The organism is Actinomadura sp. GTD37, assembly GCF_041951365.1.
Taxonomy (GTDB): Bacteria; Actinomycetota; Actinomycetes; order Streptosporangiales; family Streptosporangiaceae; genus Spirillospora.
Map to the genome: position 1 here is coordinate 1 of NZ_JBGNUS010000001.1, position 23,521 is coordinate 23,521.

Annotated in this window: 3 protein-coding genes; all 3 read left to right on the forward strand. The window is 74.1% G+C overall.

Annotated elements, in window-relative coordinates; all coding sequences use genetic code 11:
* Positions 1-124: 124 nt before the first annotated feature.
* Genes ACA511_RS00005 through ACA511_RS00015 form a run of 3 tightly spaced genes read left to right on the forward strand, consistent with a single transcriptional unit; the run spans position 125 to position 23,521 of the window.
* Positions 125-7,600, forward strand: a complete 7,476-nt coding sequence (locus tag ACA511_RS00005) for an SDR family NAD(P)-dependent oxidoreductase (RefSeq protein ID WP_375024656.1) — start codon at positions 125-127, stop codon at positions 7,598-7,600.
* Between the two features lie 13 nt (positions 7,601-7,613).
* On the forward strand, positions 7,614-14,111 hold the full coding sequence (locus ACA511_RS00010) for an SDR family NAD(P)-dependent oxidoreductase (RefSeq protein ID WP_375021895.1): 6,498 nt from the start codon (positions 7,614-7,616) through the stop codon (positions 14,109-14,111).
* 38 nt (positions 14,112-14,149) lie between these two features.
* Complete coding sequence (locus ACA511_RS00015) at positions 14,150-23,521, forward strand: SDR family NAD(P)-dependent oxidoreductase (RefSeq protein WP_375021896.1); 9,372 nt, start codon at positions 14,150-14,152, stop codon at positions 23,519-23,521.

The following is a 23,521-nucleotide window of genomic DNA, read 5'->3' on the forward strand; positions in this document are numbered from 1 at the left end:
CCACTACCTCCACAACGCCGCCCAAGCACACACCCACGGAACACCCTGGAAACCCACCACCACCCACACCCAACAAACCCCCACCAACCTCCCCACCTACCCCTTCCAACACCACCGCTACTGGCTGACTCCAAGGCCGAACGCCAGAGACCTCGGCTTCACGGCCACCTCGCACCCGCTTCTCAACGTCGCCCTCGATCTCCCCGAGCAGGACGGCCTGGTGCAGGCCGCGCACCTCAGCATCGGCGCCCATCCCTGGCTCGCCGATCACGCCGTTGGCGCCACGACGCTGTTCCCCGCGGCCGCCTATCTCGATCTCGCTCTCCACATCGGCGACCAGGTGGGGGCGAACCGGGTGGACGAGCTGCTCATCGAGACGCCGCTCGTCATCCCCGAGCAGGGAGGCGTCCACCTCCAAGTGCATGTCGGCCCGCCGGACGCGGACGGCGGCGGCGTCCGCACGATCGCCTTCCACTCACGCCCGGACGACTCGCCCGATCGGCCCTGGACACGGCACGCCACGGGCTCGCTCAGTCCGGCCGATCCGCAGCCGGTGGAACTCAACGCGGCCTGGCCGCCACCTGGGGCGACCGCGATCGATATCGAGGACGCTTACGACAGGCTGGCCGAGCGCGGATACCACTACGGTCCCGCCTTCCAAGGTCTCGGAGCGGCCTGGCGGCAGGGCGACGTCCTGTACGCGGAGGTCCGCCTTCCCGAGGACGCCGACATCACCGGATTCGGCATCCACCCAGCACTTCTCGACGCCGCCCTCCACCCCTTCGCCATGGAGGACGGCCCGCAGCGCCTGCCGTTCTCGTGGACCGGCGTGGAACTCCACGCGACCCGGGCGTCCATGCTGCGGGTCCGGCTGACGCCCACCGGGCCCGACAGCGTCCGGGTCACCCTCGCGGACCCCGAAGGCCGGCCCGTCGCCACGATCGACCGGCTCGGCGTGCGTCCCCTCTCGCCGGACGCCCTCAAGAGCAACCGGCCCCTGCACCACGTGCAGTGGACGCCGGTCGAGGCACGCGACAGCTCAGCCCCCGAGCAGTGGCAGATCCTCGATCTCAGGACCGAGGAGGAGGACGACGTCGTCCTCTCTGCACACACCGTTGCCGAGCAGGCCCTACATCGGCTCCAGCAACACCTCGGGGAAGAGGAGCACCTGATCGTCCTCACCGACGACACGCTCCAGCAGGCGTCGGTGCACGGACTCGTCCGTACCGCCCAGATCGAGCATCCCGACCGCATCACGCTGCTCCACTCGGACGGCCACGAGCCGCCCACCGAGGAGCACATCCGGGACGCCCTGGCCACCGGCGAACCCGAACTCCGCCTCCACGACGGCCGACTCACCGCACCCCGCATCAGCCGCGACACTGCACCGCCCGAGCAAGCCCCACCGTTCGACCCCGACCGCACCGTCCTCGTCACCGGCGGCACAGGCACCATCGGCGCCCACATCGCCCGGCACCTGGTCGCCCACCACGGCGCCCGCAACCTGCTGCTCACCAGCCGGCAAGGACCGGACGCCCCCGGCGCGGCCGAACTGGAAACCGAACTCACCGAACTGGGCGCCAACGTCACCATCGCCGCCTGCGACACCGCCGACCGCGACGCGCTCGCCCACCTCCTCAGCGACATGCAACTGACCGCAGTCGTGCACGCGGCCGGCGTCCTGGACGACACCGTCCTCGACACACTCACCCCCGACCAACTCCACACCGTCCTACGGCCCAAGGTCGACGCCGCCTGGAACCTGCACGAACTCACCCACGACCACGACCTCACCGCGTTCGTCCTGTTCTCCTCCCTGGCCGGGACGCTCGGTTCGCCCGGACAAGCCAACTACGCCGCCGCCAACACCTTCCTCGACGCCCTCGCCCACCACCGCCGCACCCACAACCTCCCGGCCACTTCACTCGCCTGGGGACTGTGGGCCGACGGCACCGGGCTCACCGCTCACCTCCACGGGACGGATCGCGCCCGGATCACCAGAACAGGCGTCGCCCCCATGTCGACGTCCGACGCGCTGGCGCTCTTCGACGCCGCGCTCGCCTCACCGGAGGCGACGCAAGTCCTCGCGGAATTCGATCTCCGTGCGCTGCGGGAGCAGCCACCGCCGCTCTTCCGTGCTCTGGTCCGTGCACCGGTAAGGCGTACGGCCGCAGCGGGGACGGCGTCCCCGGGGACGCCGCTCGCCCGGCAACTGGCCGGAAAGCCCTCCGTAGAGCAGAGCCAGGTTCTCGTGGAGATCGTCCAGGGTGCCGTTGCCGCCGTCCTGGCCCACGACTCCACCGACGCGATCGCCTCCGACCGCTCGTTCAAGGAACTGGGGTTCGACTCCCTCACCGCCGTCGAACTACGCAACCGCCTCGGCACCGCCACCGGACTGCGCCTACCCGCCACCCTCATCTTCGACCATCCCACCCCCGAAGCCCTCGCCGACTACCTGCGCGGTCAGTTGCTCGGCGAGACGGCTCCGGTTCCGGCCGCCACCGGCCCGGCCCGCTCCGCCACTGACGAGCCGATCGCCGTGATCGGGATGGGCTGCCGGTTCCCCGGCGGCGTCCGCACCCCCGAAGACCTCTGGACACTCCTGAACAACGGCACCGACGCCATCACCGACTTCCCCACCAACCGAGGCTGGGACACCGAAAAGCTCTACAACCCCGACCCCGACAACCACGGAACCACCTACGTCCGCCACGGCGGATTCCTCCACGACGCCGACCACTTCGACCCCGCATTCTTCGGAATGAGCCCCCGCGAAGCCCTCGCCACCGACCCCCAGCAACGCCTCCTCCTCGAAACCGCCTGGGAAACCATCGAACGCGCCGGAATCGACCCCACCACCCTGCACGGCACCCAAACCGGCGTCTTCACCGGCGTCATGTACAACGACTACGGATCGCGCATCCATCACGTGCCCGCGGATTTCGAGGGCTATATCTCCAGCGGGAGCGCGGGAAGTGTCGCCTCCGGACGGGTCGCTTTCACCTTCGGGTTCGAGGGCCCCGCAGTCACGGTCGACACCGCCTGCTCGTCCTCCCTAGTCGCGATGCACCTGGCCGCCCAAGCACTCCGCAACGGCGAATGCACCCTCGCCCTCGCCGGCGGCGTCACCGTCATGGCCACCCCACAAGTCTTCATCGAATTCAGCCGCCAACGCGGCCTCGCCCCCGACGGACACTGCAAACCCTTCGCCGCCACCGCCAACGGCGCCACCTGGTCCGAAGGCGCCGGACTCCTCATGCTCGAAAAACTCTCCGACGCCGAACGCAACGGCCACCCCGTCCTCGCCGTCATCCGAGGATCAGCGATCAACCAGGACGGCGCCAGCAACGGACTCACCGCACCCAACGGGCCCGCCCAGCAGAGAGTCATCCGCCAGGCCCTGGCCAACGCCCACCTCGGACCAGCCGACATCGACGCCGTCGAAGCCCACGGCACCGGAACCACCCTCGGCGACCCCATCGAAGCCCAAGCCCTGCTCGCCACCTACGGCCAAGACCGCGACACACCCCTCCACCTCGGCTCCATCAAATCCAACATCGGCCACACCCAAGCCGCCGCGGGCGCCGCCGGAATCATCAAAATGATCCTCGCCATGCGGCACGGGCACCTCCCCCAGACCCTTCACATCGACGAGCCGACGCCGCACGTCGACTGGGACACGGCAGCCATCAACCTGCTCACCCAGCCCCAACCCTGGCCGGACGCCGACCACCCCCGCCGCGCCGCCGTGTCGTCCTTCGGGATCAGCGGCACCAACGCCCACCTCGTCCTCGAACAGGCCCCGCCCGTCCCGGAACGGGACGAGACGCCCGCCGCCGCTCTGGTGCCCTGGGTCATCTCCGCCAAGACGCCGCAGGCCGTGCAAGAACAGGCACACCGGCTCGGCGAGCATGTCCGGGCGCATCCCGAACTCGACATCGCGGACGTCGCCTACTCGCTGGCCACCGGCCGCTCCGACCACGAGTACCGCGCCGTCGCCACCGGCGGTACGCGCGACGAACTCCTCGCGGCCCTGGAGTCCCTCACCGTCCAGCAGGTCCGCACGGGCAGGACGGCCTTCCTCTTCACCGGTCAGGGCAGCCAGCGTCCCGGCATGGCCGGGGAACTGTACGACGCCTTCCCCGTCTTCGCCGAGGCCCTGGACGAGGTCTGCGAGCACCTCGACCCCGCCCTCCGCGGGATGCTGCTCGGCGACGACGGCGACGGCGAAGAGATCCATCAGACTCGCTACACCCAGCCGGCCCTGTTCGCCTTCGAGACCGCGCTGTTCCGCCTCCTGCGGCACTGGGGCGTCACCCCCGACGTCCTGCTCGGGCACTCGATCGGCGAGCTCACCGCCGCCCATGTCGCGGGCGTCCTCTCGCTCCCCGACGCGGCCGCGCTGGTGACCGCCCGCGCCACCCTCATGCAGGACCTGCCCGCCGGCGGCGCCATGATCGCCCTCGAAGCCACCGAGGAGGAGGTCCTTCCCCACCTCACCGGCGGGGTCGCCATCGCGGCCGTCAACGGCCCCGCCTCCGTGGTCATCTCCGGTGACGAGGCGCCCGCCCTGCGGATCGCCGAGCGGTGGAGGCACCGGCGGCTCCGGGTCAGCCACGCGTTCCACTCGCCGCACATGGACGCGATGCTCGACGGCTTCCGGGAGGTCGCCGAACGGCTCACCTACCGGGCGCCCGCGATCACGATCATCTCCGACCTCACCGGCGCCACGGTCGAGGAGTACAGCGCCGGCTACTGGGTGCGGCACGCCCGCGAGGCCGTCCGTTTCCACGACGCCCTCACCACCCTGGACGACCTGGGCGTCACCACCTACCTGGAACTCGGACCGCGCGGCACCCTCACCACCCTCGCCCGGGAAGTGCTCGACGAGGCCGCGTTCGTCCCCGTCACGGGCCCGGGCGCCGCGCTCGGCACGGTCGTCGACTGGGACGCCTACTTCGCGCCGCTCAGGCCCCGGCGTGTCGACCTGCCCACGTATCCGTTCCAGCGCCGCCGCTACTGGCTCGCCGCCCCGAACCGGGCGGAGACGGCGGACGGCGTCCACCCGATGCTCGGCGCCGCGACGACGCTGGCCGGCAGCGACCGCGTGATCCTCAGCGGACGCCTCTCCCGGGACGCCCAGCCGTGGCTCGCCGACCACGCGATCGCCGGGTCGGCCCTGCTCCCCGGGGCCGGGGTCGTCGAACTGGCGCTGCACGCGGCCGAGCAGGTCGGGTGCGGTGGCGTCGCGGAACTGCACCTCGAACGGCCGCTGGCCGTCCCCGAATCCGGCGGCGTCCACCTGCAGGTGGCCGTCGAGGGCGCGGACGGCTCCGGCCACCGGGCGTTCGGCGTCCACGCCATGACCGAAGCGGAGCGCGCCGAAGGGGCCGCCTGGGTCCGGTTCGCGTCCGGGGTGCTCACCCCGGAGGGCGGCGGCCCCGCCGAGGGACCGGCCGCGTGGCCGCCCCCCGAGTCGTCCCCGGTCGACGTCGCGGACGTCCGCGACGAACTGGCCGAACGCGGATACGACTACGGGCCGGCGTTCCAGGGCCTGCGGGCGGCCTGGCGGCACGGCGACGACCTGTACGCCGAAGTGGAGCTCCCCGAGGGCACCGGCGGCGACGCCTTCTGCCTCCACCCGGCCCTGCTCGACGCCGCGCTGCACGTGCTGGCACTCGACCACGACGAGGGAGTGCACGTCCCCTTCTCCTGGAACGGGGTCACGCTGCACGCCCGGCCCGGCACCGTCCTGCGCGCCCGCATCGCGCGGACCGGCTCGGACAGCATCGCCCTCACCCTGACCGGGGACACCGGAGAGCCCGTCGCCACCGTGGACCGGCTCGTCCTGCGTCCTCTCGACACGGCGGCGCTGTCCGCGCCGGACAGCCTTCCGCTGTTCGACGTCCAGTGGACGCCGGTCGAGACACGCGACAGTGCACCTCCCGGCCACTGGCAGGTCCTCGATCTGAGAACCGACGAGGAGGACGACGACGTCGTCCGGTCTGCGCACGCCGTCGCCGAGCACGCTCTCCATCAGCTCCAGCAGCACCTCGACCAAGAGGCCCACTTGGTCATCCTCACCGACGACACGCTTCGGCAAGCGGTTGCGCACGGACTCGTCCGCACCGCCCAATCCGAGCATCCCGACCGCATCACCCTGCTCCACACCGACCACCCGGAAGTGCCGAACGAGGAGCACATCCGGGACGTCCTGGCCACCGGCGAACCCGAACTCCGCCTCCACGACGGCCGGCTCACCGCACCCCGCATCACCCGCCACGACGCCCCCGACCCCCGCCTGCACGATCTCGACCCGGACGGCACCGTCCTCATCACCGGCGGCACAGGCACCATCGGCGCCCACATCGCCCGGCACCTGGTCGCCCACCACGGCGCCCGCAACCTGCTGCTCACCAGCCGGCAAGGACCGGACGCCCCCGGCGCGGCCGAACTGGAAACCGAACTCACCGAACTGGGCGCCAACGTCACCATCGCCGCCTGCGACACCGCCGACCGCAACGCGCTCGCCCACCTCCTCAGCGACATGCAACTGACCGCAGTCGTGCACGCGGCCGGCGTCCTGGACGACACCGTCCTCGACACACTCACCCCCGAGCGGCTCCACGCCGTCCTACGGCCCAAGGTCGACGCCGCCTGGAACCTGCACGAACTCACCCACGACCACGACCTCACCGCGTTCGTCCTGTTCTCCTCCCTGGCCGGGACGCTCGGTTCGCCCGGACAAGCCAACTACGCCGCCGCCAACACCTTCCTCGACGCCCTCGCCCACCACCGCCGCACCCACAACCTCCCGGCCACTTCACTCGCCTGGGGACTGTGGGCCGACACCAGCACCATGACCGGCACCCTCACCACCACCGACCACGCCCGGATCACGAGAACGGGCGTCGTCCCGCTCACCGCCGAACAGGGGCGGGCGCTGTTCACCGCCGCGCTGGCGCACGACCGTCCGGTCGCGGTCGCGGCGCGGTTCGCGAACGCCGCGCGACCCGGCACGGTCCCGGCGATCCTGCGGGAGGTGATCCGTCCCGCCGTGCGGCGCACGCCGGCGGGCGACGCGCCGGGCCTGCTCCGCCGGCTCACCCGGGCCTCGCGGGACGAGCAGGACCGCATCCTGCTGGAGGTCGTCCGCGGCGCCGTCGCCGGGGTGCTGGCGCACGGCTCGGCGGCCTCCATCCCGCCCGGTCAGGCGTTCAAGGAACTCGGGTTCGACTCCCTCACCGCCGTCGAGTTGCGCAACCGCCTCGGCACCGCCACCGGGCTGCGCCTGCCCGCCACCCTCGTCTTCGACCACCCGACGCCGCGCAGCCTCGCCGGCCACATCCGGGACGCCCTCGGCGTCGGCGGCGACGCGGACGGGCATCCGATCGTGTCCGAACTCGACCGGCTGGAGTCCGTGCTGGCCGGCCTTCCGGAGGACGGGGAGACGCGGCCGCTGCTGGTCGCGCGCCTGGAGCGGGTGCTGGCCCGGCTGAGCGGCCGGCCCGCCGACCGGGACGGCGCCGAGACGGTGACCGACCGCATCGACTCCGCCTCCGACGACGAGATCTTCTCGTTCATCGACAACGAGCTCTGAAGGGTCTGCAACCATGGCGAACGAGGAAAAGCTCCGGGCGTACCTGAAGCGGGTGACGGCCGATCTGCACAGCGCCCGGCGGCGTCTGGAGCAGTTGGAGTCGGGGACGCACGAGCCCGTCGCGGTCGTCTCGATGAGCTGCCGGTTCCCGGGCGGCGTGCACACCCCCGAGGACCTCTGGGAGCTGCTCGCCGGCGACACCGACGCCATCGGGGACTTCCCGGCCGACCGCGGCTGGAACACCGACGACATCTACGACCCCGACCCGGAGCTTCCGGGGAAGACGTACGTGCGGCGGGGCGGCTTCGTCTACGACGCCGACGACTTCGACCCGGCGTTCTTCGGGATGAGCCCCCGCGAGGCGCAGGCGACCGACCCGCAGCAGCGCCTCCTCCTCGAAACCGCCTGGGAGGCCGTCGAACGCGCCGGCATCGACCCCACCGCCCTGCGCGGTACGCAGACCGGCGTCTTCGCCGGGGTCATGTACGGCGACTACGGCTCGCACGTCCGCCCCGTCCCGCCGGAGTTCGAGGGGTACGTGGGCAACGGCAGCGCGGGCAGCGTCGCCTCCGGGCGGGTCGCCTACACGCTCGGGCTCGAAGGCCCCGCGGTGACCGTCGACACCGCGTGCTCGTCCTCCCTGGTCGCGATGCATCTGGCCGCCCAGGCGCTGCGCAACGGCGAATGCTCGCTCGCCCTCGCCGGGGGCGTGACGCTGATCGCGTCGCCGCAGGTCTTCGTCGAGCTGAGCCGGCAGCGCGCGCTCGCGCCGGACGGCCGGTGCCGGTCCTTCGCCGCCGCCGCCGACGGCACGGGTTTCTCCGAGGGGGCCGGGCTGCTCCTGCTGGAGCGGCTGTCGGACGCGGAGCGCAACGGCCATCCCGTCCTGGCGGTCATCCGGGGGTCGGCGGTCAACCAGGACGGCGCCAGCAACGGGCTCACCGCGCCCAACGGGCCCGCCCAGCAGAAGGTCATCCGGCAGGCCCTCGCCAGTGCCGGTCTCGTCCCGTCCGACGTCGACGCCGTCGAGGCGCACGGCACCGGAACCACCCTCGGCGACCCCATCGAAGCCCAAGCACTCCAGGCCACCTACGGGCAAGACCGCGAAACCCCCCTGCACCTCGGCTCCATCAAATCCAACATCGGCCACACGCAAGCCGCCGCAGGCGCCGCAGGCGTCATCAAGATGATCCTCGCCATGCGGCACGGACGGCTGCCCAGAACCCTCCACATCGACCAGCCCACACCCCACGTCGACTGGGACACAGCAGCCATCAGCCTGCTCACCCAGCCCCAGCCCTGGCCGGACACCGACCACCCGCGCCGCGCCGCCGTCTCCTCGTTCGGGATCAGCGGCACCAACGCCCACCTCGTCCTCGAAGAGCCCCCGCAGGCCGAACCCGAAGCCGAACCCGAAGCCGAACCGGAACCGCAGGCGGGGCCGCATGCTTGGCCGCTGTCCGCGAAGACGCCCACCGCGCTCCAGGCGCAGGCACGCCGGCTCCTCGCGCACATCGACGACCACCCAGGGCTCCACGCGTCCGACATCGCCTTCTCCCTCGCCACCACGCGCGCCGCGCTTCCGCACCGTGCCGTGATCGTCGGCGACGACCGCGCCGGCCTGCGGGAGAGTCTCGCGGCCCTGGCCGGCGGGGAGCCCGCGCCAGGCACCGCGACCGGAACGGACGCCGAGCCGGCCGGCGTGGTGTTCGTCTTCCCCGGTCAGGGCGCGCAGTGGCCGGGGATGGCGGCGGAGCTCCTGGAGTCGTCGCCGGTCTTCCGGGAACGGGTCGCGGCCTGCGCCGGCGCCTTCGCGCCCTACCTGGACTGGTCGCTGACGGACGTCCTGCTGGGGAAGCCCGGCACGCCGTCGCTGGAGCGGATCGAGGTGCTCCAGCCCGCGCTGTTCACCGTGATGGTCGCGCTCGCCGAGGTCTGGCGGTCGCACGGGGTGCGGCCGGCCGCCGTCGTCGGCAGCAGCCAGGGCGAGGTCGCCGCCGCGCACGTCGCGGGCATCCTGTCGCTGGAGGACGCGGCGAAGGTGATAGCCGTCCGCAGCCGGCTGTTCGCCGAGACCCTGGTCGGCAAGGGCGCGGTCGCGTCGGTGCCGCTGCCCGCCGAGCAGGTCCGGGACCGGCTGGCGCCCTGGAACGGACGGCTCTGCCTCGCCGGGTTCAACGGCCCCGCGATGACGACCGTCGCCGGCGACCTGGAGGCGCTGGCGGAGTTCGTGACCGGATGCGAGGACGACGGGATCGGCGCCAAGGTGCTCGCCTCGACCGTCGCCTCGCACTCCGCGCAGGTGGATCCGCTGGAACGGCGGCTGCTCGCGGAGCTGGGCGACGTGCGCGCCGAGCCGGCCGGCGTCGCGTTCTGCTCGACCGTCACCGCCGGGTTCGTGGACGCGCCGGAGCTGGGCACGCCGTACTGGTACTCCAACGCGCGCGAACCGGTGCGCCTCACCGGCGCCGTCGAGGCGCTGCTCGACGCGGGCCACCGGGCGTTCATCGAGGTCAGCCCGCATCCCGTCCTCACCATGGGGGTGGAGCAGACGGCGGAGCGGGCCGGGCTCGACGTCGTCGCGACGGGCACGCTCCGGCGCGGGGAGGGCGGCATGCGCCGCGTCCTGCTGTCCCTCGCCGGGGCGTACGCGTGCGGGGCGCCGGTGGACTGGCGGCCCGCGTCCGGGCCGTCCGCGCGGCGGGTCGATCTGCCGACCTACGCCTTCGAGCGCGAGAGGTACCGGCTGGCCGCGTCGGCGGCGGGCGCCGACCTGGTGAGCGCGGGACTGGCGGGCGCGGGCCACCCGCTGCTGGCGGCCGCCGTTGAGTCCGCCGACGACGGGCGGCTGGTGCTGACCGGGCGGCTGTCGGCGGGTGCGCAACCCTGGCTGGCCGACCACGCGGCCCACGGGACGGTGCTGCTGCCCGGCGCCGCGCTCGTCGAACTCGCCGTGCACGCGGGCGACCAGGTGGGATGCCCGCATCTGGCGGAGCTGACGATCGAGGAGCCGCTCGCGCTGCCGGCCGAGCGCACGGTCGCGCTGCAGGTCGTCGCCGGAGCCGAGGACGAGTCCGGGCACCGCGCGGTGACCGTGCACTCGCGGCGCGACGACGACGCGTGGACGACGCACGCCACCGGGTTCCTGTCCCCGGACGCGCCCGGCGCGTCCGCCCCCTTCCCGCAGGCGTGGCCGCCCCCGGGGGCCGAGCCGATCCCGCTCGACGACGCGTACGAGCGGCTGGCGTCCCGGGGCTACCGCTACGGCCGGACGTTCCAGGGCTTGCGGGCGGCGTGGCGGTCCGGCGACGACGTGTATGCGGAGGTCGCGCTGCCGGACAGCCCCGGAGCCGGCGCCGACGGGTTCATCGTGCACCCGGCGCTGCTGGACGCCGCCCTGCACGCGCTCGCGCTGGAGAACGCCGATGGCGGCACGCTGCGGCTGCCGTTCTCGTGGAGCGGCGTCACCCTCCACGCGTCCGGCGCGACCGAGCTGCGGGTGCGGCTCGCGCCGTCCTCGCCGGACGAGCTGTCGATCGCCGCGACCGATGTCGCCGGCGCGCCCGTGCTGACCGTCGACTCGCTGTTCCTGCGGCCGATCTCGCCGGGGCGGCTCGCCGCGGCGGGGCGCGGCGGCAGGCGGTCGCTGTTCGCCCTCTCCTGGGAGGACGTCGACGCGGCGCCCGCCCCCGGCCTCACCTGCGCGGTGGTCGGCGGCGACGTCCCGGGGCTGTCGGGAGCGCCCGCCTTCGCCGATGTCGCGTCGCTGGGCGCGGCTCTGGCGACGGGGCTCCCCGCTCCGGACGTGGTGCTCCTGCCGTATCCGGGAGCGGACGGCGAGGACGTGCCGTCCGCCGTCCACGCGGGGCTGCGCCGCCTGCTGGCGGACGTGCAGGCGTGGCTCGCCGACGACCGGTTCGGCGACGCGCGCCTCGCCGTGGTGACCCGGGGCGCCGTCACCACCGGCACCGGACACGACCTCACCGACCTGGCCGCCGCCCCGGCGTGGGGGCTGCTGCGCAGCGCGCAGACCGAGCATCCCGGCCGGCTGGTCCTGCTGGACCTGGACGAGGCCGCCACCGACCACGGCATTCGCGCGGCGCTGGCGGCCGGTGAACCGCAGGCGGCGGTCCGGGGCACGGCCGTGCTGGCGGCGCGCCTGGCCAGGGCGGACGCCTCGGCGGCGCTGGTGCCGCCGGACTCGCCCGCCTGGCGGGTCGACGCGACGGCGAAGGGCACCCTGGACAGCCTCGACCTCGTCCCCCTGCCGGAGACCGGCGCCCTGGAGCCTGGAGAGGTGCGGGTCGCCGTCCGCGCCGCCGGCCTGAACTTCCGCGACGTCCTCATCGCGCTCGACATGTTCCCCGGCGACGTGCCGATGATCGGCAGTGAGGCGGCCGGCACCGTGCTGGAGGTCGCGCCCGACGTCACCGGGCTGGCACCGGGCGACGCGGTGCTGGGCCTGTTCCGCGGCGGCATGGCGCCGACCGCCGTCACCGATCACCGGCTGCTGACCCGGGTGCCGGCCGGATGGACGTTCGCGCAGGCCGCCGCGATCCCCGTCGTCTTCCTCACGGCCTACTACGGGCTCGCGGACCTGGCCGGGATACGGCGCGGCGAGCGGCTGCTCGTGCACGCCGCGGCGGGCGGCGTCGGCATGGCGGCCGGGCAGCTCGCGCGGCTGTGGGGGGCGGAGACCTACGGGACGGCGAGCACCGCCAAGCAGGACACGCTGCGCGCGCTCGGCTACCCCGGCGACCGCATCGCCTCGTCCCGGACGCTGGAGTTCGCCGACCAGTTCCGCGACGCCACGGGCGGGCGCGGCGTCGACGTCGTCCTCAACGCCCTCACCGGCGAGTTCGTGGACGCCTCACTGGGCCTGCTCTCCCCCGGCGGCCGCTTCCTGGAGATGGGCAAGACCGACATCCGGGACGCCGACGCGGTCGCGGCCGCCCGCCCCGGCGTCCGCTACACGGCGTTCGACATGGCCGACGCCGGCGCGGACCGGATCCAGGAGATGCTCGCCGACCTGCACCGGCTGTTCGAGAGCGGCGACCTGCGGCCGCTGCCGGTCACGGCGTGGGACGTCCGGCACGCGCGGGACGCGTTCCGCTACCTCGGCAACGCCCGCAACACCGGCAAGCTGGTGCTGACCTTCCCGCCGCCGGACGTCGCGGGCGGCGGCACCGTGCTGATCACCGGCGGCACCGGCACGCTCGGCGCGCTGCTGGCCCGGCATCTGGTCACCGAGCACGGCGTCCGCGACCTGCTGCTCACGAGCAGGAAGGGCCCCGGCGCCGCCGGGGCGGCCGAACTGGAGGCCGAGCTCACCGGGCTGGGCGCCCGCGTCACCATCGCCGCCTGCGACGCCGCCGACCGCGAGGCGCTCGCCGGCGTGCTGTCCGGGGTGCCGCTGACCGCCGTCGTCCACGCGGCCGGGGCGCTGGACGACGCCACGATCGACGCCCTCACCCCCGAAAAACTGGACGCGGCGCTGCGGCCCAAGGTGGACGCCGCCTGGAACCTGCACGAACTCACCGCGCACCTGAACCTGAACGCGTTCGTGCTGTTCTCGTCCCTCGCCGGGACACTCGGCGGGCCGGGCCAGGCCAACTACGCCGCCGCCAACGCCTTCCTCGACGCCCTGGCCCACCACCGCCGCACCCGGGGGCTGCCCGCCGCCTCGCTCGCCTGGGGACTCTGGGCCGACACCAGCACCATGACCGGCGAGCTGGCCGGAACCGACCGGACCCGCATCGCGCGGTCCGGCGTGGCCCCGCTCACCGCGGAGCAGGGCCTGGCGCTCTTCGACGACGCGATCACGCTGCCCCACGCCGTTCCGGTGCCCGTCCGGCTCAACACCCGGACGGCGCCGGAGAACGCGCCGCCCATGCTGCGCGGGCTGTTCCGGTCCGCGGCGCGGCGCGGCACGGCCGCCGGACGGGCGGGCGGCGCGACCCTCGCGCAGCGGCTCGCCGGGCTCGCGGAGCGGGACCGGGAGCCGGCGCTGCTCGCCTTCGTCCGGGAGAACGCCGCCACCGTCCTCGCGCACCCCGACCCGGCCGCCATCGACGCCGACCGCCCGTTCAAGGAGCTGGGCTTCGACTCGCTGACCGCGGTCGAGCTCCGCAACCGGATCAACGCCGCCGCCGGCCTGCGGCTGCCCACCTCGCTGGTCTTCGACCACCCGACCCCGGCCGCGCTCGTCGCGCACCTCCTGGACGTCATCGCGCCCGCGGCCGCCGCGCCGCCGTCCCCGCGCCCGGCCGCGACCGGGCAGGCGGAGGCCGAGCTGGACGGGCTGGAGAAGGCCCTCGTCGCCTTCGACGGCGGCCCCGAGGAGCGCGCCGGGATCACCGTCCGGCTCCGCGCACTGCTGACGCGGTGGGCCGCCGAAGAGGACGGAGCAGAGGACGGGGACGGGGCCCGGGTCGGCGACCGCATCCAGGCGGCCAGCACCGACGAGATCTTCGACTTCATCGATCGGCAGCTCGGCCGGACGGCGGACTGACACCTCCAGCGGACCGACACCTCCAAGGGGAGACGAACATGACGGACAACGACGCCAAGGTCGTCGACTACCTGAAGTGGGTGACGGCCGAGCTGCACCGGACGCAGCAGGAGCTGACGGAGCTGCGGTCGGCCGGGCAGGAGCCCATCGCGGTCATCGGGATGGGCTGCCGCCTCCCCGGCGGGGTCGCCTCGCCGGAGGACCTCTGGCGGCTGCTCGCGGACGGCGCCGACGCCATTGGCGAGTTCCCCGCCGACCGGGACTGGAACACCGACGACATCTACGACCCCGACCCGGAGCGTCCGGGGAGGACGTACGTGCGGCGTGGCGGCTTCGTCTACGACGCCGACGACTTCGACCCGGTCTTCTTCGGGATGAGCCCCCGCGAGGCGCAGGCGACCGACCCGCAGCAGCGCCTCCTCCTCGAAACCGCGTGGGAGACCGTCGAACGCGCCGGCATCGACCCCACCGCTTTGCGCGGCACCCGGACCGGCGTCTTCGCCGGAGTGATCTACAACGAGTACGGCTCCCGGACGGACGCGGCGAGCGAGGGCTACCGGCTGACCGGCAACGCCACCAGCGTCGCCTCGGGACGGATCGCCTACGTCCTCGGGCTGGAGGGGCCGGCCGTGACGGTCGACACCGCGTGCTCGTCGTCGCTCGTGGCGATGCACCTGGCCGCGCAGGCGCTGCGCAACGGCGAGTGCACGCTGGCCCTGGCCGGAGGGTCCACCGTGATCGCGGGCCCGCAGGTGTTCGTCGAGTTCAGCCGGCAGCGCGGCCTGGCCCCCGACGGACGCTGCAAGCCGTTCGCGGCCGCCGCCGACGGCACGTCCTTCTCCGAAGGAACCGGGCTCCTCCTGCTGGAACGCCTCTCCGACGCCGAACGCAACGGCCACACGATCCTCGCCGTCATCCGGGGGTCGGCCGTCAACCAGGACGGCGCGAGCAACGGGCTCACCGCGCCCAACGGTCCCTCCCAGCAGAAGGTCATCCGGCAGGCGCTGGCCAATGCTCAGCTCGGCCCGGCCGACGTGGACGCCGTCGAAGCGCACGGCACCGGCACGACTCTCGGCGACCCCATCGAAGCCCAAGCCCTGCTCGCCACCTACGGGCAAGACCGGGAATCGCCCCTCTGGCTGGGCTCCATCAAATCCAACATCGGCCACACGCAGGCCGCCGCAGGCGCGGCCGGGGTCATCAAGATGATCCTCGCCATGCGGCACGGCCAGTTGCCCAAGACTCTCCACGTCGACCGTCCCACGGACCATGTCGACTGGTCCGGCGACGCCGTCCAGTTGCTCGCACAACCCCGGCCCTGGCCCAGCGCCGACCGGCCGCGCCGCGCAGCCGTGTCGTCCTTCGGCATCAGCGGCACCAACGCCCACGTCATCATCGAACAGCCGCCGCAGGCCGAACCCGAAGCCGAACCCGACGCGCAGAAGGGGCCGCACGCCTGGCCGCTGTCGGCGAAGACCCCCGCCGCTCTGCAAGAGCAGGCCCGCCGGCTGCTGACACATCTCGACCACCACCCGGGCCTCCGCCCGTCCGACATCGCCTTCTCCCTCGCCACCAGCCGGACGGACTTCGAGCACCGCGCCGTCGTGCTCGCCGACGACGAAGGGGACGGGGACGACGCCCGGCAGGTCCTGGACGCGCTGGCCCGGGGAGAGCAGCACCCGGCCCTGGTGACGGGCGAGAGCGCCGAAGGCACCCGCGCCGTGTTCGTCTTCCCCGGCCAGGGGACGCAGTGGATCGGCATGGGCCGTGACCTGCTCGACGACTCCGCGGTCTTCGCGGAGTCGATCGCCGCGTGCGACAAGGCGCTCGCGACGTGGACCGGCTGGTCCGTGACCGACGTGCTGCGCGGCGTCCCGGACGCGCCGTCCATGGAGCGCATCGAGGTCCTCCAGCCCGCGCTGTTCGCCGTCATGGTGTCGCTGGCCGAGCTGTGGCGTTCCCACGGGGTCGAGCCCTCGGCGGTGATCGGGCACAGCCAGGGCGAGATCGCCGCCGCGTACGTCGCGGGCGCGCTCACGCTGGAGGACGCGGCCCGCCTCGTCGCCCTGCGCAGCGGATTCTTCGCCGAGACCCTCGTCGGCCACGGAGCGATCGCCTCGGTGGAGGCGCCCGCCGAGGCGGTGGCCGCCCGCATCACCGGGCACGGCGGCGGGCTGTCCATCGCGGGGATCAACAGCCCCGGCCTGACCGCCGTCGCCGGACCGGACGCCGCACTCCACGAATTCGTCGCCGGATGCGAGGCGGACGGCATCCGCGCCCGCGTCGTGCGGGCCACCGTCGCCTCCCACTCCCCCCAGCTGGAGCCGCTGCGGGAGCGCTTCTTCGCGCTGATCGGCGCCGTCGAGCCCCGGTCCGGAGAGGTGCCGTTCTACTCGACGGTCACCGCGGGCCGCCTCGACCATGCCGAACTGGACGCGGAGTACTGGTTCCGCAACGCCCGCAGGCCGGTGAACTTCAAGGGCGCCGTGGACGCGCTCCTCACCGACCACCACCGCTTCTTCATCGAGGTCGGCCCCCACCCCGTCCTCACCACGAGCGTGCTCGCGACGGCGGAGGCGCACGGCGCCGACGCGGTCCCGGTCGGGACGCTTCGCCGCGACGACGGCGGGCCGCGTCGCGTGCTGCAGTCGCTCGCCGAGGCGCACGTCCGCGGCCTCCCGGTCGACTGGACTCGCGTGTGCGGGGCGGACGCGCGGCGCGTCGACCTGCCCACCTACCCGTTCCAGCGCGAGCGGTGCCGGCCCGCCGCGTCCGCCGCTCCGGGGGACGTCGCGTCCGCGGGGCTGCGCCCGTCCGGCCACCCGCTGCTCGGCGCGGCCGTCGAACTCGCCGGCGACGACGGGCTCGTGCTCACCGGCCGGCTGTCGGCCGCGGCCCACCCGTGGCTGGCCGACCACGGCGTCGCGGGCACCGTCCTGCTGCCGGGCGCGGCCCTCGTCGAACTGGCCCTCCACGCCGGCCGACATCTCGGCTGCGACCGCGTCGAGGAACTGACCCTCGAAACTCCGCTGTTCCTGCCGGAGGCGGGCGCCGTCACCGTCCAGGCCGCGATCGGTCCCCTGGTGGACGGCGGCCGTCAGGTGACCGTCCATTCCCGTCCGGCGGAAGGCGACGAGCCGTGGACGAGGCACGCGGCCGGCGTTCTCGGGGAGGCGCCGGGGCCGGTCCCGGAGACGTCCGGCGCCTGGCCGCCCCCGGGGGCGACCCGGCTGCCCGCCGAGGTCTACGACCGGCTGGCCGCGCTCGGCTACGAGTACGGTCCGGCCTTCCAGAACCTGCGGGCGGCATGGCGGCACGGCGACGACCTCTACGCCGAGGTGAAGCTCGACGCGGACGAGGCCGAGGCCACCGGGTTCGGCGTGCACCCCGCGCTGCTGGACGCCGGGCTCCACGTCCTCGCCGCCAACGCCGGCGACCAGCGGGCGGGCGAGGTCCGGCTGCCGTTCTCGTGGAGCGGGGTCACCCTGCACGCCGCCGGGGCCACCGGCCTGCGCGTGCACGTCGCCCCGCAGGGACGCGACGAGATCCGGATCGAGCTGAGCGACCTCTCGGGCGATCCGGTGGCCACCGTGGAGCGGCTGGCCGTGCGGCCGGTGCCGACCAGCGCCCTCACGGGCGGGCGCCCCACCGGACTGTTCCACGTCGACCGGGTCGCGGTGCCTGCGGGGAACGGCCCGGTCCCCGATCTGTGGCGGCTCATCGACCTGAGGTCGGACGCGGACGGCGACCATGACGACGGCACCGTCCAGTCCGCGCATATCGCCGCCGAGCACGCTCTGCTCAAGCTCCAGCAGTACCTCGGGGAAGAAGACCACCTGGTCGTCCTCACCGACGACACCCTCCGGCAGGCGGTCGTGCACGGACTCGTCCGCACCGCTCAGAGCGAGCATCCCGACCGCATCGCCCTGCTTCACGTCGATCTGCCCGAGCAGCCGGCCGAGCAGCACATCCGGGCCGCCCTGGCCACCGGCGAACCCGAACTGCACCTTCGCGACGGTCAGCTCACCGCGCCCCGCATCGCCCGCAGCACCGCCCAGCCCCAGTCTCTCGACCTCGACGGCACCGTCCTCGTCACCGGCGGCACGGGCACCATCGGCGCCCACCTCGCCCGCCACCTGGTCACGCGCCACGGCGCCCGCAAGCTCCTGCTCACCAGCAGGCAGGGACCGGGCGCCCCCGGCGCGGCCGAACTGCAAGCCGAACTGACCGAGCTGGGCGCCGACGTCGTCATCGCGGCCTGCGACACCGCCGACCGGGACGCGCTCGCCGAACTCCTCACCGGGGTGTCGCTCACGGCCGTCGTCCATTCCGCCGCCGTCCTGGACGACGCCACCCTCACGAACCTCACCCCCGACCGGCTGCACACCGTCCTGCGACCCAAGGTCGACGCCGCCTGGAACCTGCACGAACTCACCCACGACCACGACCTCACCGCGTTCGTCCTGTTCTCCTCCCTGGCTGGAACCCTCGGCTCCCCCGGACAGGCCAACTACGCCGCCGCCAACACCTTCCTGGACGCCCTCGCCCACCACCGCCAAGCCAGCGGGCTGCCCGCCACCTCACTCGCCTGGGGACTCTGGGCCGACACCAGCACCATGACCGGCACCCTCACCACCACCGACCAAGCCCGCATGACCCGCACCGGCCTCACCCCCATGCCCGCCGACCAAGCACTCGCCCTCTTCGACGCCGCACTCGCGTCACCGGAGGCGACGCAGGTGCTGGCGGAGCTCAACCTCCGCGCGGTGAGCGAACAGCCGCCCGCGATCCTGCGCGGCCTGATCCGCGGCCGCGGCAGGCGCTCCGCGTCCGCCACGCCGGGCGCCCTGGCGTCGCGGCTCGCGGACCTCGGCCCGGAGGAGCAGGCCGGGCTGCTGCTCGACCTCGTCCGCGGCACCGCGTCGACCGTCCTCGGACACGAGCCGGACGCGATCGCCCCCGACCGCTCGTTCAAGGAACTGGGGTTCGACTCCCTCACCGCCGTCGAACTGCGCAACCGCCTCGGCACCGCCACCGGACTGCGCCTGCCCGCCACCCTCATCTTCGACCACCCCACCCCCGAAGCCCTGGTCTCGTTCCTGCGCGACCAGGCCCTCGGCGGCACCGGCACCGTGTCCGCGTCCGCGACGGCGACGCGCGGGGCGGCGGACGAGCCGATCGCGATCGTCTCCATGGGCTGCCGCTTCCCCGGCGGCGTCCGCACCCCGGAAGACCTCTGGGACCTGCTGATCAGCGGCACCGACGCGATCGGGGACTTCCCGGCCGACCGGGGCTGGAACACCGAGGACATCTACGACCCCGATCCCGACCACGCCGGGACGACCTACTCCCGGCACGGCGGATTCCTCTACGACGCCGACCACTTCGACCCGGCGTTCTTCGGGATGAGCCCCCGCGAAGCCCTCGCCACCGACCCCCAGCAACGCCTCCTCCTCGAAACCGCCTGGGAGACCATCGAACGCGCCGGGATCGACCCCACCGCCCTGCGCGGTACCCAGACCGGCGTCTTCGCCGGAGTCATCTACAACGATTACGGATCACGGCTCCAGCATCGACCGGACGAGATCGACGGGCATCTGGCGATGGGGACGACCGCGAGCGTCGCCACCGGACGGGTGTCCTACAGCTTCGGGTTCGAGGGCCCGGCGGTCACGGTCGACACCGCCTGCTCGTCCTCCCTGGTCGCGATGCACCTGGCCGCCCAAGCGCTCCGCAACGGCGAATGCACGCTCGCCCTCGCTGGCGGGGCCACGACGATGGCGACCCCGCAGGTGTTCGTGGAGTTCAGCCGGCAGCGCGGCCTCGCCCCCGACGGACGCTGCAAACCGTTCGCGGCCGCCGCCGACGGCACGTCCTTCTCCGAAGGAACCGGCCTCTTCCTGCTGGAACGCCTCTCCGACGCCGAACGCCACGGCCATCCCGTCCTCGCCGTCATCCGGGGGTCGGCGATCAACCAGGACGGCGCGAGCAACGGGCTCACCGCGCCCAACGGCCCGGCCCAGCAGAAGGTCATCCGGCAAGCTCTGGCCAACGCCCGGCTCACCCCCGCCGACATCGACGCCGTCGAAGCCCACGGCACCGGAACCACCCTCGGCGACCCCATCGAAGCCCAAGCCCTGCTCGCCACCTACGGGCAAGACCGCGAGACGCCTCTCTGGCTCGGCTCCATCAAGTCCAACATCGGCCACACGCAGGCCGCCGCAGGCGCCGCGGGCGTCATCAAGATGATCCTCGCCCTCCAGCACGGCCGCCTGCCCAAGACGCTCCACCTCGACGAGCCCACACCGCACGTCGAATGGGACGCGGGGTCCGTCCGCCTGCTCGCGGAAGACGAGCCCTGGCCGGACGCCGACCGTCCCCGGCGCGCCGCCGTCTCGTCCTTCGGCATCAGCGGCACCAACGCCCACCTCATCATCGAGCAGCCGGCGCAGGCGCCGCCCGCGCCGGACCTCGCGCCGATCCCCTGGCAGATCTCCGCGAAGACCTCGGAGGCGCTGCGCCGGCAGGCCGTCCGGCTCCTCCCGCACGCGGGCGAGGCCGAGCACGCGGCCACCGGCCACGCCCTGGCACGGCGGACGGTCTTCGCGCACCGCGCGGTCATCACGGGCGACCACCGCGACGCGCTGGCGGCGCTGGCCGAGGGCGCGTCCCACCCGCACCTGCACACCGGCCGCGCGACCACCGGCGGGCTCGCCGTGCTCTTCCCCGGGCAGGGGAGCCAGCGTCCCGGCATGGGCCGCCGGCTGCACGCAGACGATCCGGTGTTCGCCGCGGCCTTCGACGAGGTCTGCGACCGCGTCGACCCGCATCTGGAGCATCCGCTCAAGTCCGTCGTCTTCGCCGACGACCATCCGCTCCTCGGACGCACCCGCTACACGCAGACGGGCCTCTTCGCCCTCCAGACCGCGCTGTACCGGGTCCTCGAAGCACGCGGCCTGGCCCCGGACCACCTGGCCGGGCACAGCCTCGGGGAGATCACCGCCGCGCACGTCGCCGGGATCCTGACCCTCGACGACGCCGTCACGCTCATCATCGCCCGCGCCGATCTGCTGGAGTCCCTCCCGCCGGGTGCGATGTTCGCCGTCCACGCCTCCCCGGACGACGTCCGGCCGCTCCTCGCCGACCGTCCCGACGTGGACATCGCCGCCGTCAACACCCCGAACGACCTCACCGTCTCCGGCGAGCCCGCGGACGTGGAGAAGGTCGCGAGCGCCGTGGCCACGACGCACGGCGCCAGGGTGCGGCGGCTGGGCGTCGACCACGCCTACCATTCCCCGCACCTCACCCCGGACCTGCTGGAGCGGTTCCACCGGACCGTCCGGGACATCCCCCACCACCCGCCGCGCATCCCGCTCGTCACCAACCTCACCGGCGGACCGGCCGCCGGGACGACGATCGACGCCGGCTACTGGACCCGGCACCTGCGGCACACCGTGCGGTTCGCCGACATGGTCCGGACGCTCGACGAGGCCGGCACCGCCACCTACCTGGAGGTCGGCCCCCAGCCCACTCTCGCGTCCCTCGTCCCGCCCAACCTGGGTCCGGACGCCCGGCCGGTGGTGATCACCACGCTCGACCGGCGGCACGACGACGGGCAGGCCGTCGACGCGGCCCTCGCCCGGCTGCACGTCCGCGGGCACGTCGACGCGCTCGCCCCGGCCACCGGCGGCCCGCCGCCTGCGCCGCGCGCCGTCCCGCCCACCTACCCGTTCGAGCGGGAGCGGTTCTGGCTGGACGCCGGCACGCCGGAGCCGGCGGAATCACCCGAGACACGGTTCTGGGACGCCGTCGAGGACGCCGACGTCGACGCCCTCGCCGCCGCGCTGGACATCGGCGGCGAGCAGCGCTCCTCCCTCGGCGCGCTGCTCCCGGCGCTCTCCGCGTGGCGGCGCCGCGACCGCAGCCGCCACCGCTTCGGCTGGGTCCCGGTGGACGAGCCGCCGCCCGCGGCGCCGAAGCCCCCCTGGGCCGTGCTGGTGCCGCCCGCCCCGGACGCCGCCGGGTTCGTCCCCCGGCTCGTCGCGGAACTGTCCCGGCGCGGCGCCGACCCCATCGAGATCACCGCCGTGGACGAGCTGCGCGGACGCAGGCCCGCCGGCGTCCTGTCCCTGCTCGCCCTCAGCCCCGGCGCCCCGGACGACGTGCGCGGCGTAGCGGCCGTCGAGCGTCTCATGGCGGACCTGGCCGGCGCCGGGATACCCGCACCCGTCTGGGCGGTGACGCGCGGCGCCGTCGCGGCCGGGGACTCCGACGCCGTGCCCGGCCTCGCGGACGCCCCGCTGTGGGGGCTCGGCCGGGTGCTGGCGCGGTCGGCGGGACGGCGCTGGGGCGGCCTGATCGACCTGCCGCCCGAGCCCGACGCGAAGACGGCCGAACGGCTGGTCTCCGCGCTCGCGGCGGCCGGGGCGGCGGGCGAACGCGAACTCGCGCTGCGCCCGAGCGGTCTCCTCGCCCGCCGCCTGCTCCCCGCGCGCGGCGCCGCCGCCGCGTGGCGGCCGGGCGGCACCGCCTACGTGCACGGCCCGGCCGGCGCCGTGGCCCGCTGGCTGGCCCGCGCCGGGGTCGAACGGGTCATCACCACCGACACCGACCCGGCCGTGCGCGCCGAGCTCGCGGAACTGGGCGCGGCGGTGACCGTCGCGGACGGCCCGCCGCGCGGCGAGCCGCTCTCGGCGATCGTGCACACGGCGGAGCCCGGCCCGGACACCGCCGGGACGCTGCTCGCCCTGCACGACCTCGGCGTCGAGGCGGGCGTCTCGGCCTTCGCCGTGTTCACGTCCCTCGACGGCGCGCTCGGCGACCCCGGCCGGCCGGCCGCCGCCCTCGCGCACGCGTTCGCGGAGTCGCTCGCCGGCCACCGGCGCGCGCTCGGCCTGCCCGCGCTGACGGTGGCGTGGGCGGACGGCCCGTCCGCCGGAGACTCCGCCGCGCAGGCGCCCGGCCTCCACCTCCCGTCGCTGCCGTGGACGGGCAACGCCGCCATCGCGGTCGCGGACGTCGACTGGGACGCCTTCGCGGCGCGGACGACCGTCCCGTCCTCGCTGTTCGCCGCGCTGCCGCACGCCCGGCGGGAACCGGCCGCGTCGGAGGCGGACGGCTCGGCCCCCGAACGGCTGCGGCGGCGACTCGCGGGCCAGGACGAGGAAGAGCAGCTGCGCATCCTGCTGGACCTCGTGGTCACCCACGCGAGCGCCGTCCTGGGCAGCGACCCCGGCGCGGTGGACGCCGAGGCGGGTTTCCTCGAACTCGGGTTCTCCTCGTTCACCGCGCTTGAGCTGTGCAACCGCCTCTACGAGGAGACCGGTGCGCAGGTGGAGCCGACGGCCGTCTACGAGGAGCCGACGCCAGCGGCCCTGACCGCCCACCTGCGGGCCCGCCTGCTCGGATAG